We start from the raw sequence: 14,745 nt of genomic DNA on the forward strand, positions 1-14,745 counted from the left end.
AGTCGCCATGCGCATGCTGTTCACGGCCCTGCTGTCCCTGCCGCTGCTGGCGGGGGGGGGCGGTACCGTCCACTTCCGGAACCAGGCTTTCATGGCCGAGGTCGCCTCAGAGCCGCGGGAGCAGGAGCTGGGCCTCATGCGCCGCAGCCACCTGGCCAAGGATCGCTGCATGATCTTCCTGTACGGGCGGGACGGCTACCACACGATCTGGATGAGGAACTGCCTGATCAGCCTGGATGTGGCCTGGGTCGATGCCCAGGGCGTGGTGGTGGAGGTCGCCGAGAACGTGCCCCCCTGCTCGAAGGCCCAGTCCAAGCTCGAACCCAGCCCCTGCCCCACCTATGGCGGGACCGTGCCGGCCCGGAACTTCATCGAGTTCCCCGCGGGCACCTTCAAGCGCGTGAAGCTGAAGAAGGGCGATGCCCTGCGCTGGGACCTCACCCTGGATGACGGCACCCGGCTGAAGGGCGGCGCTTGGGCCATGCTGGTCCAGCGCTAGGCGCCTAGTCCTCCGTCTTGCCCGCGTCTTTGCCCTTCCGGGGTGGCCGCGTGAGCGTGCGCAGGTGCTCGGGCGTGGGTGGGAGTTCGCCCAGGCCCAGGGGGCTGAGGCGGTCCGCCAGCAGCTTCCAGGCCCTCGCCTGACGGGGCAGGCGTTCGGGCTGGATGACCTCGAATCCCTGGGCGTAGCTCACGAAGGGCGGCATCACCAGGGCGAAGCCCGTGTAGAGGAAGGCTGGCAAGCGCAGCCAGTCCGGCTCGGCCGCAGGGCCCGGGGCGGGGACGGCGAAGAGGGGGTGGACGCCGCCGTTGATCCAGAAACCATGCGAGGGGTCATGGCGGGGATAGACGAAGATGCGTCGCCGGTGCATCAGGGTGAAGGGGCCCACCCGATGCTGCTCGACGGGTTCGATGCCGGTACCCTCCAGGGCGGGGCCGGAGCTGCGCTCGGGGTGGCCCACCACCTGGACGACCTTCCGACCCCCGGCCTTCAGCTTGCGGAAAATGGTGCGCAGCTCCTCGGCCTCGTCCCCCTCCACGGTGCCCTGGCTGGGCTTCAGATCCCCCAGGAGGGCAATCTGCTCCGGGGCGAAGTCGTCGATGAGGCTGAAGACCCGCTCCCAGATCTCCATCTGCGGGGTGGCCGGCATGGGATCGGGCCGACGCCGGCGGGCGGCGCCCAGGCCGAAAAAGAGGTCCGACAGCACCAGCGTCTTGTGCCGGGGCAGCCACACCGCCCTCCGGCTGTCGAGCACCACGTCCTCGCTGAGCTGCACCTGCACCGGAACCTCCAACCTTCCATTGGACCACACGCGGTCCCAGAATCCTCGGAGGGAGGCCACCAGGCATGACTGCGGACGGAAGCCACCTGCTGGCCGGCATGGGGACGGGCCTCTGCGGGGGCCTGCTCTCGGGCCTCTTCGGCATCGGTGGGGGCATCGTCATGGTCCCCCTGCTGGGCCTGATCCTGGGCCTCGACCAGCACCGGGCCCAGGGAGCCACCCTGGCGGCCATGCTCCTGCCCACGGGCCTCCCGGCGGTGCTGGAATATCGGCGACGGGGGATCACCACCAGCCTTCCCCTGGTGGCCGTGCTGGTCCTGGCCTTCCTCTTCGGGGTCACCGGCGGCTCCTTCCTGGCCAACCTCATTCCTCCGGGACCCCTGCGCTGGGGGTATGCGTCCTTCCTGGTGCTGCTCGCCATCCGCACCTTTCTGCGGCAGGACCCTCCCGTCGTGGACCGGGGCACCTCCCCGGTCGAGCTGGCCGGGCTCTGGAACTGGGGCCTGCCCATCGGCTTCCTGGCGGGGCTTCTGTCCGGGCTTACCGGGCTGGGAGGTGCCGTGGTGGTGATCCCCCTCCTGGCCTCACGGTTCCGGATGACGCAGCACGAGGCCCAGCTCACCAGCCTGATGATGATGCTGCCGCCCATCGGGCTGCCGGGCGTCTACGTCTACGCGCGGGCCCAGGGTGGGCTGCCCTGGCTGGTGATCGGAGGCGTGGCGGTGGGGTTCGCCGTCGGGGCTCTGGGCGGCGCCCGGATGGCGACCCGCCTGCGGGGTCCGCGGCTGAAGCAGGTCTACGCGGCCTTCGTGCTCTTGATGGCGCTGCTGGTGGTGTGCCGGCACCCCTGATGGGATCAGAGAAAGGCCAGCCTGGCGTAGTTGGATCCCAGCAGGGTGTTGGTGGTGGCCGTGGGCTGCCCCAGCCAGCGGTCCAGCACGGTGGCGTAGAAGCTTCTGAAGTCGGTGGTGAACTTCATGTTGCCGTTGCCGTCCAGATTGGAGAGATCGGGGTACCCACCGTACATGCCGCCCTTCACCGCCTTGCCCACACAGAACGAGAGGCCTGCGGTGCCGTGGTCCGTGCCCCCGTTGTTCTCCTGCACCCGCCGGCCGAACTCGCTGTAGGCGAGGATCATCACGCGGTCCTGGGCCACGCCCGTGGCGGTGGTGATGGTGGCCAGATCGTCATAGAAGGCCTTGATGGAGCCACCCAGGGCCCGCTGCAGGTTTGGATGGTCCACGGCCTGGTTGCTGTGGGTATCCCAGCCGCCCAGGCGGGAGAAGTAGATCTGGGCGGGCAGGCCCGCGGCGATCATCTGCGCGATGAGCTTGAACTGGCGGCTGAGGCTGCCGGTCAAGTTGCCGCCGTTGTCGGCACGCTTGATCGGGTAGGCCGCATCGCCGGGATAGGGTACGGTGGGGGTGCGGGCGGCGATGGAACCACCGGCGCCAAACGCCGCGTTGTTCTGTGCGTCGAAGAAGAGCTTGCCGGCCTGGGCGGCCGCCTGATAGCCCGCATCCGGGCTGGCGGCGCCGAGGGCACTGCCCCAGCCGGTTTCCAGGAGGGCCGCATCCGGCAGGGCCGTGCCGCTGAACAGGTAGGCCGGGAACACGTAGCCTCCGGCACTGGGAATGGAGACGAAACTCCGGCTGGCGCCCTTGAGCATCAGGATCAGATCCGAGGTGACCGTGAGCCCCCGGAGCACATCTCCGGCGGGACTGAAGGCCGCATCGGCGAAGCGTCCCAGCCAGCCGGTGCCGGCAGGTGTGGCGGCACCCTGGCCCCAGAGGTCCTGCGCCGTGAAGTGGGACAGGTTCGGATTGGGCATGCCGATGCCGGGGATCCAGGCCACCCGGCCCTGGGCGTTCAGGATGTCCATGCCGGTGAAGTCGTTGTTGAGCGCTGCACCGTTGCCCAAGTCCGTGAGCAGGCTGGTGTCCGTGATGCCGAGGGTGGCGCGTTTCGTCTGGTAGACGCTGAGGTTGGTGCCGGCATTGGGAGGCATCACGTTCAGCCAGTCGTACCCGCCGTCGATGTTCACGATGACCAGAATGGGGGCGCTGGGGATGGGGATGGGGGGCTGGGTGGTGCCGCCACCGCCACTGGATCCCTTGCCGCCCCCCCCACAGGCGCTGAGCCCGGCCAGGGCCGCGCCGGTGGCGCCCACGGTTTGGATGAACTCGCGTCGCGTCGTCATGGTCGCCTCCCTAGTAGAGCTGGCCCGCAGGTGAGCAGAGGATGAGGAAGGCCAGCTCCCGGGCCTTGGCCTGCGAGGCCGCGTCCCAGGTGAACGTGGCGGGCCACAGGGCCGCGAGCCATCCGGCAGGGACCCCCGCGGGCATGGGGCCCGGCTGGAGCAGGGCCGCCAGCCGGTCGTAGACGGCCTGGGCCGTGGCCGGGGCGGCGGGGAACCAGTCCGTCGTGACGAAGGTCGGGAACAGGGGATAGGTGGTGCCGTTGTAGCCGCGCGTTTCGTTCATGGCGAGGGCCGCGGCCACCTTGGTGCGGTAGCGCATGGTGTTGCTGTTGAGCCAGGCCGCATGCTCCTTCCAGCCGTTGGGCCCGCTGGGATCCAGCAGGCTCATGCCCATTTGATCGAAGGTGGTCGCATTGCTGGTGACCAGGCGCCAGGCGGGGTAGCCCTTTGGTGTCTGGGCCGCGCCGGCCGTGAGCGCGGGGCAGAGCATGCGCGCCGCGCGGACCAGCCAGGACACGGGCCCTTCCGCCAGGGCGAAGTGGTTGGCAACGTCGAAGAAATACTGCGATTTGAGCAGGGTCTTCATCACCGCCCGCAGATCGAAGGCCGAGGCCTGGATCATGGCGGCCACGTCGCTCAGGTCCTGGGTGCTGTAGCCAGTGGTGACGAAATGGGTGAGCAGTCGCTTGGCGAGGAACTGGGCGCACTGGGCCCCGCGCACCGAGACGATGGCGCGCAGGGCGTTTTCGCCCTTGGCCCAGCCGTTGGCGGTGGAGGTGATGTCGAAGGTCTGGCCGAAGAGGGCGATGCTGCCCGTGCCGTGCATGGTGTAGCTGGTGGTGCCCGTGCCGCCCCACCACAGGCGGGTATCCGGGCTGATGCTCGACCCGTCGTAGACCTTGAAGTGCGCGTTGGCGACCCTCTTCTGGCTGGGGCTGGCGGGATTGGCGATGTAGTCGGCCTCGGCAAAGGTGAAGCTCCAGCCGCTGAGGGCCCGGGCCAACTGGGTGATGTCGGTCTGGTTGTAGCCGTTGTCCGCGCCCAGGCTGTAGAGCTCCATGGCCTCGCGGGCGTAGTTCTCATTGGGGATGTTCGTGCCGGAGGCGTTGTTGAGCACGGAATCCAGCCAGATGCACATGGCCGGGTCCTTGCTCACCGCCGCGAGCAGGTCGTCGAAGCGGGCCAGCCCCTGGGCGCGGAAGAGCTGGTACTGCTTGAGCATCAAGGCGGCGTTGTCCACCTTGTGCCAGCCGGTGGCGAAGAGGTTGTGCCAGAACAGCGCCATGCGCTCCTGGAACGGGTAGGGGTTGTGCTGCATGCGCCAGGCGCAAAGGGCCTGGGCGGTGTTCAGGCTGTTGCGCCAGGCATCCGTGCCCTCCACCAGAAAGGCGTGGGGTGCCGCCACGGCGGGCACGTCGACGCTGCCGGCATCGCTGGCATTGGCGGTGACCAGGGGTTCGGTGACCACGTCCGCCGTGGCCAGGGCTGCCGTGAAGGCGGTGGCGTCATAGGCGGCGCCAGTGCCATCGATCCAGGCGTCGATGGCGGCGGCAGGGGCCAGGGTCTGAAGCCCCGCGGCGGCCTCGGGCGTCAGGCCGAAACCCGCGCGGCGGGCGAAGTGCTGGACATCCGCAAGGGTCCAGCTGGAGATGGCGGTGAGAACGGCCATGGCGGGCTCCTAGTTGTCGAGCGCCCCGGCGCTGATCCAGGCCGAGAGGGTGGTCACGGTGGGTTGGCAGAGGTTGGGCGCCCCCTGGGGCATGCGGGTGCCGTAGCCGGACCCGCCCGGCTGATCCTGGGTGACTTTTTCCAAGATCCAGGAGTGGGCGGGGTCGCCGGGCTTCACCAGGAACCAGCCGCCTCCAGGGGGGGCACTGGCGGGCACGACGTTGACCAGCCGGGCATGCACCTCGCTGGGTGTGCCGGAGTAGCTCACATGGCCCGTGGGAGCGGCACCACCGTGGCACGAGGTGGCTGCCGAGCCGCAGCTGCTCTGCAGGGCGGGCAGGAGGTCGGCGGCGAAGGTGGGGTTGGCCTTGGCGATCGGAATGGGACAGGTGGTGGGGGCCGGTGGTGGCGTGGCCGTTCCGCCGCCCCCACAGCCGCAGAGCACGGAGAGCAAGGCCAGTGGGACGGTCAGGCGCATGGGGCTCCAGGAGGGGAAACGACCAGCATGGGTGACCCCGCATTCTAGTCAAGGTCATGACAGCTAATACCTTTGGCGTAGTCCCTGGGACACAAACAGGCACCACTGGGTTTACGCTCCGTTGCGTTATTCTTCGGGGTGGAGGTTGCCGTGCCCCTGGATGTCCCGACCCCGCTCTTCGTGGGAGAGCGCCTGCGAGACCTGATCCTGTGCTATGCGGGGCCCTGGGCCTTCCTGCCGTACATGCGGAACCGGGAGGATTCGGAGTTGCTGTGGCACGCCCGGCAGGGGGTGATCCTGGCCTTCGCGGAGTGCGTGATGACCCTGGCCATGGTGATCATCGGGCTCTTCCCCATCTTCGGATCGGTGTCCGTGCGCTTCTTCCTGCCCCTCTGGCTGCTGTGGTGCCTCGGCATGTCCGTGACGAGCATCCTGCAGGCCACCAAGGGCAAGAAGCACCGCATTCCGGTGATCCACCAGTTCGTGGAATATTTGTAGCTTTCAGCGGCGGCCGTTCAAGATGAGCATCGCGTCCCCGTAGCTGAAGAACCGGTACCCCTCCCGCACGGCCTCGGCGTAGGCCGCCTGTGCGACCTCCAGGCCCAGCAGGGCCGAGACCAGCACGAACAGGGTGCTCTCGGGCAGGTGGAAGTTGGTGAGCAGGTGGTCGGCGGTGCGCAGCCGGTAGCCGGGCGTGATGAAGAGGCGCGTGGCGCCTTCGCGGGCCAGGCGATGCCCGTCCCAGGCGCCCTCGAGGGTGCGCAGGGAGGTGGTGCCCACGCAGACGATGGCACGCGATCGATCCTTCAGGACGGGCTCGAGGAGGCCCGCGGTGTCCTCGGGGATCTCGAAGCGCTCTTCATGCATGGCGTGGTCTTCCAGCCGCTCGGCGGTCATGGGCCGGAAGGTGCCCAGCCCCACGTGGAGCCGCACGGGATGCCAGCCGCAGCCCCGGGCTGCCAGGGCCACGATGAGCTCCGGCGTGAAGTGCAGGCCCGCCGTGGGGGCCGCCACGGCCTCGCCCTCCCGCGCCGCGAACACCGTCTGGTAGCGGGTCTCGTCCTCGCCGCCGGCCAGGTGGTCGATGTAGGGGGGCAGGGGCAGCCGGCCGATGCGGTCGATCGCGTCCCAGTCCAGGTCGTGCTCGGCGTGGACCCGTACGGCGCGCAGGCCCTCGGGCAGGGTGTCGAGAATGTCGAGCCTGGCAAGGGGCGCGTCCGAGACGGGATCCACCACGGTGGCGGAGGCCCCGGGTTTCAGGCGCGCGCCGGGTTTCACCATGGCCTCGAAAGTGCCCTGTCCAAGGCTCCTCAGGAGCAGGGCCTCGCCGGCCCCGCCGCCGCTGCGCCGCAGGAAGAGGCGAGCGTGGCGGACCCGCACGTCGTTGGGCACGCAGAGGCTTCCCGGGGGCAGCAGCTCCGGCAGGTCCCGGATGGCGCGGTGGGACCAGATCCCCGTTCGTGCATCCACCACCAGCAGACGGGCGCCATCGCGTTCGGTCGCCGGGTGCTGGGCGATGAGCTCTTGCGGCAGGTCGAAGTGGAAGTCGGAACGCTTCATCGGGACGACGTCACGCCTCGGCGAACTGCAGCTTGTGGAGGCGGGCGTATTCGCCATCCAGGGCCAGCAGCTCGTCGTGGCTGCCCACCTCCACGATGCGGCCCTGCTTCATGGCGCAGATGCGGGTGGCGCGCTGGATGGTGCTGAGGCGGTGGGCGATCACCAGGGTCGTGCGGTTCTGCATGAGGGTCTCGAGGGCCGCCTGCACGGCGCGCTCGCTCTCGGTGTCCAGGGCGCTGGTGGCCTCGTCCAGGATGAGGATGGGCGGGTCCTGCAGCAGGGCGCGGGCGATGGCGAGGCGCTGACGCTGGCCGCCGCTGAGGCTGGAGCCCGTCTCCGCCAGCGGGGTGTCATAGCCCTTGGGCAGGCCCTGGATGAAGTCGTGGGCATGGGCCTTCCGCGCCGCCTCGATGACGGACTCGCGGCTGGCCTGCATGCCGTAGGCGATGTTGTCGTGCACCGTGTCCATGAAGAGCAGCGTCTCCTGGGTGACGATGCCGATGGTCTTGCGGAGCTCCCGCGGATCGAAGTCCCGGAGGTCGATGCCGTCCAGGGTGATCCGGCCGCCCGTGGGATCGAAGAAGCGGGGCACCAGGTTCACCAGGGTCGTCTTGCCGCCGCCGCTGCCCCCCACCAGGGCCACGGTCTCGCCGGCCTTCACCTCGAGGTCCACGCCGCGGAGCACCGGGTGCTTGCCGTCATAGGTGAATTCCACCCCCTCGAAGCGCAGCAGGCTCGGGCGGGCCGGCACGGGCTCGGGGTTCGGATGGATGGGCAGTTCCGGCTGGCGGTCGAGCATGGCGTAGACGCGGTCGAGGCTGGCGGAGGCCACCTGGATCTCGTTGTTGAGCTTGGTCAGGCGGCGCAGGGGATCGTAGAGGGCGTAGATGGCCAGGATGTAGGTGAGGAAGTTCTCCGAGGTCAGGGTCCCGTTCTTGAAGCGGCCCGAGGCGTAGGCCGCGAGGCTCGCCAGCAGGAGCCCTCCCACCAGCTCCATGATCGGGGTGGAGAGCGCCGAGGCCCGGGCGCTCTTCATGCCCAGGCGGTAGAGCTCCTGGTTCTGGAACTGGAAGCGCTGGACCTCGTAGGCCTCGCGGGAGAAGGCCTGCACCACGCGGATGTTGCTGAACACTTCCTTGAGGCGCTGGAGCAGGTGGCTGGAGGCCTCCTGGTTCCGGTGGTTCACCTTGCGGATGCGCTGGCTCAGCTTCTTCACCGGGAGGACGACGAGGGGGCCGGCCAGGAAGAGCGTGAGGCTCAGCTTCCAGTCCATGTAGAGGACCGTGGCCAGCATGGTGAGGGCCACGCAGATCTCGCGGACCATCTCAGCCAGCTGGTTGCTGGCGATGCCCTGGACCGCGCCCACGTCGTTGATGCTGCGGGTGAGCAGCTCGCCCACGGGGTGCTTCTGGAAGAAGGCCGGCTCCTGGAGCAGGAAGTGGGCGAAGAGCCGCTCCCGCAGGGCCTGGGTGGCCCGGATGCCGCTGCGCACCATCAGGAGGGTGCCGGTGTAGGTGAACAGGCCCTTCAGCGCGAAGAGCGAGACCAGCACCAGGGGCACCAGGAGGCCGCCGCTGCGCAGGACGGAGGCCTCGGGCAGGTGCGCCAGCACCCAGGCCCGCAGGTGCTCGAGCTGCCCGAAGAGGCCCGGCTGGCTGGCCTGGAGCGCATGCACCTTGCCGTCGTCGAAGACGAACTTGATGGAGGCGATGAGGGCGCCCTGGCACAGCCCCGCCAGGAGCAGGAAGAGCGAGCCCCCTGCGATGAGGGGGGCGTGGGGACGGAGGTGGTCCTTGAAGAAGCGCAGCAGTCGCGACATGGTCAGGCACCAGCTTAGCCGGTCCGCCCGGATCCGCCGTCACCGCGGATTACTCGACGGTCACCGTGACGTTGCTCTTGCTGTCGTCCAGGCTGAACAGCTCGGTGCCCTTGGGGGCGTTGAGGGCCTGGTCCATGATCCGCTCCATGTCCACGCCCTTGGTCTTGGCCTGGCGCAGCTGCTCGTCGGACAGGTAGCCGCCCACGGCCCGGGCCAGTCCCAGTGCCAGCCGCACCGTGAGGACCTCGGCCTTGCCCCGCTCCTTCACCCGGATCACGAGGAAGCGCCCCTGAGCCGGTCCTGCGGCCTGGGGCTGGATGCCCATGCCCTGCAGGGCCAGGCGGCAGGCCTCGGAGGATGCATCCACCCGGAGACCGGCCTGGAGCACGGGCGCGGCCCGGGCGTCCCGGCGCTTGGCCAGCTGGAGGGCGGCGGCAATGCGGACCTCCTCCCGTTCATCCGACAGGGACTGGGCCAATCCCGCGACGGCCGTGGGGCTGTCCCACTGGCGGATGCCCCAGCAGCGCACCCGGTTGAGTCGGGCCTCCTTGCCGAGCATGCGCTGATCGGGGTGCTTCATCAGAAATTCGGTGTAGGCCTCGGCGGCGTCGTCCCAGCGCTGGTCCTGTTCCAGGCTGGCGGCCAGCCAGTAGCGGGCGTCCGCAGCGCGGGAGGAGGTGGGGAATTCGCGGAGCAGGGTCCGGTAGGCCTGGGAGGCCTCGTACCAGCGCTGGGCGTAGCGGAGGTCGCGGCCCTGCCGGAACAGGCTTTCCACGGGCTGCTCGCCGAGGAGGACCGCGGGCTCCGGAGCCGCGGGTGACGCCAGCGCGGGGATCACCATCAGGAGGCCGAGCTTCATGCACCCTCTCCACGCAGGCGCCGTTCCATCTGCTCCGACTGGGTTTCGAGGTTGTGGGCCGCGGCCCACTGCCGCAGCTCCCTGGCCCGCTCCACGGTCAGGCAGTTCTCCTCGAAGGCGACCTCAGACAGCCAGGAGTGCAGGCTGGCCCGGATGATCTCGGCCTCCTTGAGCGGCGCGCCCTGGGCGGCGAGCTGGTGGCTGGCCTCGAGAAGGGCCATGGCCATCTCTCGTTCCTGCCGGCGATCCTCTTCGCCCTTCTTGCAGAGGGCGGGGTTCTGTTCGAAATCCTGGAGCAGGGCGGTGCTCTGCTGGAAGAACGCGATCCAGGCGCGATCCTGGGTCCGCTTCTGAGCCAGTAGCTCGAGGCGGGCCGTGTCCTGGGCCTGGGCCTTGAGGCTCTGGGTCCGCTGGAGGATGGTGAAGGTGGGAATCAGGGCCACGAGCAGGATGGCGGCCGCGGCCAGGGACCAGCGGGTGGTCCAGCGGGTCCGGGGAGCGGGGGCCAGGCCCTCGGCCAGGGCGGGGCCGTGGCTCCCGAGGGCCAGGTGCAGCTCCAGCAGGGTGGCCAGCTCGGCCTGCGCGGTGGGGTCCTCGGGCCAGAGCTCGGGCTGCTCGAGCAGGTCGAACAGCCGGGCCTCATCGAGCCCGGGCTGGGGGCTCTGGGGATCGAGGCGCTGGGGGTCGAAGGAGGTCATGGCTGGGGTCCGAGGGTCTTGCGGAGTTTCTGGAGGCTCTGGAAGAGGGTGGCTTTCACGGTGCCTTCGGCGCAGCCCAGGTCCTGGGCGATCCGTTTCACCGGATGTTCGTGGACGTAGTAGGCCAGGACCATGGCCCGCTGGCGGGGGGTCAGCCCCTCCAGGGCCCCTTTGAGGGCCTGGATCCGCCGGCTTTGGTCCACGGACTCCCAGGGAGATGGTTGGTGGGGGTCCGGTGCGTCAAAGGTCTCGGGAGGGGGTACCTCCCGCCCTCTTCTACGCAGATGGTCGGTCGCCGCATTAGCCGCCAGCGTAAAAAGCCAGGCGGCCACCGGCCGGCCCTCCTCGAAACGTTGACAATGCTGGAGACACTTGAGGAAAACCTCCTGAGCCAGCTCCTGGACGACCCCGGCCTCCCCCTGGAGGCGGCGGTGGAGGAAGGCGAAGAGGGGTCGTTCGAAGCGGGCCATCAGGTGGGCCAGAGCCTCCTCCCTGCCAGCCTTCAGCTGGGCCATCCAGTATTCGGGGGACGGCTCGTCCGGCGATGGGAAACCGCCATCTGCAGTGAGGGCGACGGCCGGGCTCATGCCTTGCGGTCCCCGCCGGGCAGCTTGAAGGAGAAGCCGGGCAGGCCGAGTTTCTCCATCACCAGCTTGAGCTGTTCCGTGGTCAGGGTGCAACGCAGCCCCACCCGCCGCTTCTCCTGCATGAGCTCCGGGGCCGAGCCCGGCGTGGACTGGATGGCGTTGGCGGCGGCCACCAGGCGCTGGAGCCAGGGCGTGACCTGGTTGATGCCCTCCGGGGTTCCCGCCAGGGCCAGTTCGAATTTGGCGGGCTGGTCCTTCTCCTCCGAGGGCGTGACGCTCCAGAACAGGGCATTCACGCCCTTCGGCAGATCCTTGATGATGCTGCCGTCCAGGGAGTTCCGCAGGCTGCCCAGGAGCGCTTCCGGCTGGAGGAAGCCCTGGAAGGGAGCCTTGGGGCTGATCCATTCGGCCGCCAGCGCCACGTCGGGCTGGGAGCCAAGGCTCGCCACGGAGGCCAGCCGGTTCAGGGCCTCCAGGGAGCCGATCCAGATCTGGCCCTTTTCGTCGCTGGCGGCGCGGATGTGGGCCTTGACCCCCCCGGTCTCGATGTCGAGGATCACGTGGAGGGGCCAGTCGCGGCCCTGGATGCGGAGCATGCCCTCCTGGGGGAAGGACTCGGCCAGGGCCCCGATCAGGGCGGTGGGATCCTTGAACTGGTTGAGCTGGATGAGGACGTACTCGAGGCCCTTCTGCACGGTGTCCTCACCCTTTCCGGGCATGCCGACGACATGGAAGGTCAGGCGGCCGGTCTCGGTGCGGGGATTGATGTGGGCCTTCTGGATGAAGAGGTCGAGGGCCCGCTCCACCATGGGATCCCGGGAGATGAGGGACTGGACTTCCTTGTGGGTGAGCACCCAGCCGGCCTCGCCCGAGAAGGCGGCCAGGCTGTCCCCCGGCGCGACCTGGACCCAGGCGGGAACGCGGGCCTTGGACCGGCAGGATGAGGTGAAGGGGAGGCAGGCCAGGGCCACCGCGGCGGGGATCAGAATGGCGGCGGGGCGTCGCATGGTGGCTCCTGAAAGGGCTACGCGAGGGTGCGGTCCGCGTTTACGCTGAAGGCCACGCCCCGCATCAGCCCAGGCTGCGCAGGGCCGCGGGGAGGTGGGGGCTGCGCAGCAGCTGATGCTGCTCCGCCTCGGACAGCAGGCCCCAGATCCGCATGGAGGCTTCCCGCGGGGTCTTCGGGTTGAGCAGCAGTTCGGACATGATCGCCGCATGGGCCATGAGTACCGGGTGGCCGGCGATCTGCTCGAGCACGGCCCGGGGCGTCAGCTTGTTCCGGGCCAGCCGCAGGAGGATGCCCGGGTCCAGCTGGCGGTCCGCCACCATCCGGCGCAGGGTCTCCTCGTCCTGGAGCACCTCCTGTGGGAGGTGGCGCATGAGCTCCCCGCCAGATGTGCGCAGCGCGGTGATGCGGTTGGGTACATCCATGTCCTGGTAGAGGGCCCGGAGGTGTTCCAGGGCGCGGCGCTTGAGCTCCAGGTGCAGGACCCGCGGATCGCGGAGGATCTCGATGGCCGGCTTCATCCCCTGGAGCCGCGTGAACAGGTGCAGGGCGGAGGCTTCGGACAGGTGGGGGTGGTGGACCAGGGCCTCGGCCACCATGGGGTCCTCGGACCAGCTGGCGTGCGAGGCGATGATCTCCACGCGTTCGTGGTCCAGGGCGGCGATGGAGGAGGCCAGCAGTCGGGGGCTGAGGGCGGGGTTCTCCAGGGCCAGGCGGAAGACCTGGGGATCCGGATCCTTCAGGATCTGGCTGATCTGCTCTTCCTGGGTGGCCTGGGTGGCGAGGAAGACCCGCTCCTCCATGGTCGCCCAGCGGCCCTCCTCGCCTCGCTCGGGCAGGGCCGAGGCCAGTCCGGAGCGTTCGCGCTGCAGGCGGTCGTAGAAGTACTTCACGACCCGGAGGAGCTGGGGCGACTGCCGCTTGGCCCAGAAGGTGATGAACTGGTACTCGCTCTCGTCCAGCTGGGTGAAGAGGCTGACGATGCGCCGCAGGGAGGCGCGATCGGGGCCGCCGTGGGCCAGGGCCGCCACCAGGTGCCGGGACAACCCGACCCGCTTGGAGAGGTCGGAGGGGCAGCCGGGGGAACCCTGCAGGCTGTCCCGCACCGGTTCCCGGAAGTACCACCGGGCCTCTGCGTAGACCTCCTCGAAGAAGGAGGCCACGCCGCACTGAGCCAGGGCCTGGCAGACCAGCTCCTCCGTCACCAGGGGATTCTGCAGGGCCGTCTGCCGCAGGTCCTGGTCGGGGTCCACCAGGAAGGAGAGGAGTTCTTCCGGCTGGGCGGTCTGACGGGCCCTGGCGAGTCTCCCGACCCGGTCCAGGTTCTCGGTCGGAGGCTGGGGCGGCGCCGCCTCCGGGAGGGCGGTGAGGGCCTCCCAGTCGGGATGTTCCGCCGGCAGGGGCGGCAGCTCCTGGGTGGTGCCGGTGGCGGTGACGGTCTTCGCCAGCTGCTTCGCCAGGAGCTTGGCCACGGGCTTCAGGCCGGCGTTCAGCTGCGAATAGAGGGCCTTCACGGATTCCGAGCGCTCTTCCTTCTCCGCGGCAGGGGCCTTGTCCATCTCCCGCATCTGATCGAAGAGCGAAACCACCATCTCGAGGTCGCGGCGGATGGATTCGGGCGTGGCCTCGTTTTCCGCGAGACCCAGCAGGATGGGCCAGTGCGCCAGCCAATGGGGCGTCCTGGCCATGAGGGCGAGCAGGCGGGGGGAGGCGAGGGAGCGGGCCAGCCCCTCGAGCATGTGGATCTGGCCCTCGGAGGGCAGCTGGGGCCGCACCATCGCCAGGTGGCGGAAATGGAGGCGCTCGGGTTCCGTGAGGGTTTCCAGGAACGCGGATTCCCCTAATGTCACGGTCCCTCCCGGATCAGGCGCAGGTGGCCTGGAGGAAGGCCAGAAGGCTGGGGTCCTGCTGGAACAGCAGGGCATCCACCAGAGCGCCCTTGAGCCCATGGTGGGCATGCACGGCTTCCAGGTGGCGCGGCGTGGTCAGGCTGCCGCCCATGACCAGGGGCAGGCCGGTCGCTGCGGCGAGGTCCTGGGCCGTCTGGAAATCGGGGTCCGTTTCCGTGTCCTCGGGGATGTCCACGAAGAGCAGGCGCCGGAAGCCGTAGGCCTTGGCGCGCTGGGCGAGCTCCAGGGCGGTCAGGGTGGTGGTGTCCACCCAGCCGGACCGGTGCACCTTCCCGCCGCGGGCATCGATGGCGGCGGTGAGGTAGGACTGGAACCGGGCCATCAGCTGCTCGGAGACCATGGGGGACTTGTGGAGGATGGTTCCGACCACCAGCCAGGTCGCCCCCAGGTCGATGAAGAACTGGGCCTGGTCGGAGCTGCGGACCCCGCCGGCGACCTGCACGCAGACCTTCCGTTCGCGCGCGTGGCAGCGCTGGAGGATCTGGCCGATCAGCTCGCGGTTGTTCCCCCGTCCCATGGCGGCGTCCACATCCACCAGGGCCAGCCGGGTCGCCCCTTCGTCGATGAGCCGCTCTGCGACCTCCAAGGGGGTCTGCGGGCAGACGCCCCCGAGCCCCGCGGTCGAGACCACAGCGCCGTGCTGGAGGTTCAAGGTGGGGTAGATCTTCAAGCACGCACTC

The 14,745-nt window shown here is 69.3% G+C and carries 15 protein-coding genes; 3 read left to right on the plus strand and 12 right to left on the minus strand.

What is annotated here, in order from left to right:
- Positions 1-7: 7 nt before the first annotated feature.
- Positions 8-499 (plus strand): DUF192 domain-containing protein, encoded by a 492-nt coding sequence (locus QOZ81_RS00330; protein ID WP_291203338.1) that lies wholly within the window; start codon positions 8-10, stop codon positions 497-499.
- A gap of 4 nt (positions 500-503) precedes the next feature.
- On the opposite strand, the gene QOZ81_RS00335 is transcribed toward QOZ81_RS00330, so the two are convergent.
- The gene (locus QOZ81_RS00335; protein WP_291203335.1) at positions 504-1,280 is read right to left on the minus strand and encodes a hypothetical protein; all 777 of its coding nucleotides are present in this window, start codon (positions 1,278-1,280) and stop codon (positions 504-506) included.
- 65 nt (positions 1,281-1,345) lie between these two features.
- Between QOZ81_RS00335 and QOZ81_RS00340 the strand changes: the two genes are divergently transcribed.
- Entirely contained in the window at positions 1,346-2,131 is a 786-nt protein-coding gene (locus QOZ81_RS00340; protein ID WP_291203332.1) for a sulfite exporter TauE/SafE family protein, read from the plus strand.
- Between the two features lie 5 nt (positions 2,132-2,136).
- Here the strand turns inward: QOZ81_RS00340 and QOZ81_RS00345 are convergent, their stop codons facing one another.
- From QOZ81_RS00345 to QOZ81_RS00355, 3 genes are read right to left on the minus strand one after another with little or no spacing between them, the layout of a single operon-like run.
- Positions 2,137-3,480 carry a DUF1501 domain-containing protein gene (locus QOZ81_RS00345; protein WP_291203329.1) on the minus strand — a complete coding sequence of 448 codons (1,344 nt, stop codon included), beginning with the start codon at positions 3,478-3,480 and terminating at the stop codon, positions 2,137-2,139.
- Between the two features lie 10 nt (positions 3,481-3,490).
- Positions 3,491-5,149: a DUF1800 family protein gene (locus tag QOZ81_RS00350; RefSeq protein ID WP_291203326.1), complete on the minus strand. Its 1,659-nt coding sequence runs from the start codon at positions 5,147-5,149 to the stop codon at positions 3,491-3,493.
- Between the two features lie 9 nt (positions 5,150-5,158).
- Positions 5,159-5,626 carry a hypothetical protein gene (locus QOZ81_RS00355; RefSeq protein ID WP_291203323.1) on the minus strand — a complete coding sequence of 156 codons (468 nt, stop codon included), beginning with the start codon at positions 5,624-5,626 and terminating at the stop codon, positions 5,159-5,161.
- 150 nt (positions 5,627-5,776) lie between these two features.
- On the opposite strand from QOZ81_RS00355, the gene QOZ81_RS00360 reads away from it, so the two are divergent.
- Positions 5,777-6,124 carry a hypothetical protein gene (locus QOZ81_RS00360; RefSeq protein ID WP_291203320.1) on the plus strand — a complete coding sequence of 116 codons (348 nt, stop codon included), beginning with the start codon at positions 5,777-5,779 and terminating at the stop codon, positions 6,122-6,124.
- Between the two features lie 3 nt (positions 6,125-6,127).
- On the opposite strand, the gene queA is transcribed toward QOZ81_RS00360, so the two are convergent.
- From queA to QOZ81_RS00400, 8 genes are all read right to left on the minus strand, one after another.
- Complete coding sequence (gene queA / locus QOZ81_RS00365) at positions 6,128-7,186, minus strand: tRNA preQ1(34) S-adenosylmethionine ribosyltransferase-isomerase QueA (protein ID WP_291203317.1); 1,059 nt, start codon at positions 7,184-7,186, stop codon at positions 6,128-6,130.
- Between the two features lie 10 nt (positions 7,187-7,196).
- Entirely contained in the window at positions 7,197-9,005 is a 1,809-nt protein-coding gene (locus QOZ81_RS00370) for an ABC transporter ATP-binding protein (RefSeq protein ID WP_291203314.1), read from the minus strand.
- A gap of 49 nt (positions 9,006-9,054) precedes the next feature.
- Entirely contained in the window at positions 9,055-9,864 is an 810-nt protein-coding gene (locus QOZ81_RS00375) for a tetratricopeptide repeat protein (protein ID WP_291203311.1), read from the minus strand.
- A complete protein-coding gene (locus QOZ81_RS00380; protein WP_291203309.1) occupies positions 9,861-10,562 on the minus strand; it encodes a hypothetical protein in 702 nt (233 codons plus the stop codon). The genes QOZ81_RS00375 and QOZ81_RS00380 overlap by 4 nt, the downstream gene beginning before the upstream one ends.
- Entirely contained in the window at positions 10,559-11,149 is a 591-nt protein-coding gene (locus tag QOZ81_RS00385) for an RNA polymerase sigma factor (protein WP_341849990.1), read from the minus strand. The genes QOZ81_RS00380 and QOZ81_RS00385 overlap by 4 nt, the downstream gene beginning before the upstream one ends.
- Entirely contained in the window at positions 11,146-12,156 is a 1,011-nt protein-coding gene (locus QOZ81_RS00390) for a hypothetical protein (RefSeq protein WP_291203303.1), read from the minus strand. The genes QOZ81_RS00385 and QOZ81_RS00390 overlap by 4 nt, the downstream gene beginning before the upstream one ends.
- A 64-nt stretch (positions 12,157-12,220) precedes the next feature.
- Positions 12,221-14,005, minus strand: a complete 1,785-nt coding sequence (locus QOZ81_RS00395) for a hypothetical protein (RefSeq protein ID WP_291203301.1) — start codon at positions 14,003-14,005, stop codon at positions 12,221-12,223.
- A gap of 13 nt (positions 14,006-14,018) precedes the next feature.
- Complete coding sequence (locus QOZ81_RS00400; RefSeq protein WP_291203297.1) at positions 14,019-14,735, minus strand: HisA/HisF-related TIM barrel protein; 717 nt, start codon at positions 14,733-14,735, stop codon at positions 14,019-14,021.
- Between the last annotated feature and the right edge of the window lie 10 nt (positions 14,736-14,745).

Source organism: Geothrix sp., from assembly GCF_030219325.1.
Classification (GTDB): domain Bacteria; phylum Acidobacteriota; class Holophagae; order Holophagales; family Holophagaceae; genus Geothrix.

Excerpts from the sequence above, each read along its gene's own strand:
- QOZ81_RS00330 (WP_291203338.1), top strand. The coding sequence starts at position 8 with ATGCGCATGCTGTTCACGGCCCTGCTGTCCCTGCCGCTGCTGGCGGGG.
- QOZ81_RS00340 (WP_291203332.1), top strand. The coding sequence starts at position 1,346 with ATGACTGCGGACGGAAGCCACCTGCTGGCCGGCATGGGGACGGGCCTC.
- QOZ81_RS00345 (WP_291203329.1), bottom strand. The coding sequence starts at position 3,480 with ATGACGACGCGACGCGAGTTCATCCAAACCGTGGGCGCCACCGGCGCG.
- QOZ81_RS00350 (WP_291203326.1), bottom strand. The coding sequence starts at position 5,149 with ATGGCCGTTCTCACCGCCATCTCCAGCTGGACCCTTGCGGATGTCCAG.
- QOZ81_RS00355 (WP_291203323.1), bottom strand. The coding sequence starts at position 5,626 with ATGCGCCTGACCGTCCCACTGGCCTTGCTCTCCGTGCTCTGCGGCTGT.
- queA (WP_291203317.1), bottom strand. The coding sequence starts at position 7,186 with ATGAAGCGTTCCGACTTCCACTTCGACCTGCCGCAAGAGCTCATCGCC.
- QOZ81_RS00370 (WP_291203314.1), bottom strand. The coding sequence starts at position 9,005 with ATGTCGCGACTGCTGCGCTTCTTCAAGGACCACCTCCGTCCCCACGCC.
- QOZ81_RS00375 (WP_291203311.1), bottom strand. The coding sequence starts at position 9,864 with ATGAAGCTCGGCCTCCTGATGGTGATCCCCGCGCTGGCGTCACCCGCG.
- QOZ81_RS00380 (WP_291203309.1), bottom strand. The coding sequence starts at position 10,562 with ATGACCTCCTTCGACCCCCAGCGCCTCGATCCCCAGAGCCCCCAGCCC.
- QOZ81_RS00385 (WP_341849990.1), bottom strand. The coding sequence starts at position 11,149 with ATGAGCCCGGCCGTCGCCCTCACTGCAGATGGCGGTTTCCCATCGCCG.
- QOZ81_RS00390 (WP_291203303.1), bottom strand. The coding sequence starts at position 12,156 with ATGCGACGCCCCGCCGCCATTCTGATCCCCGCCGCGGTGGCCCTGGCC.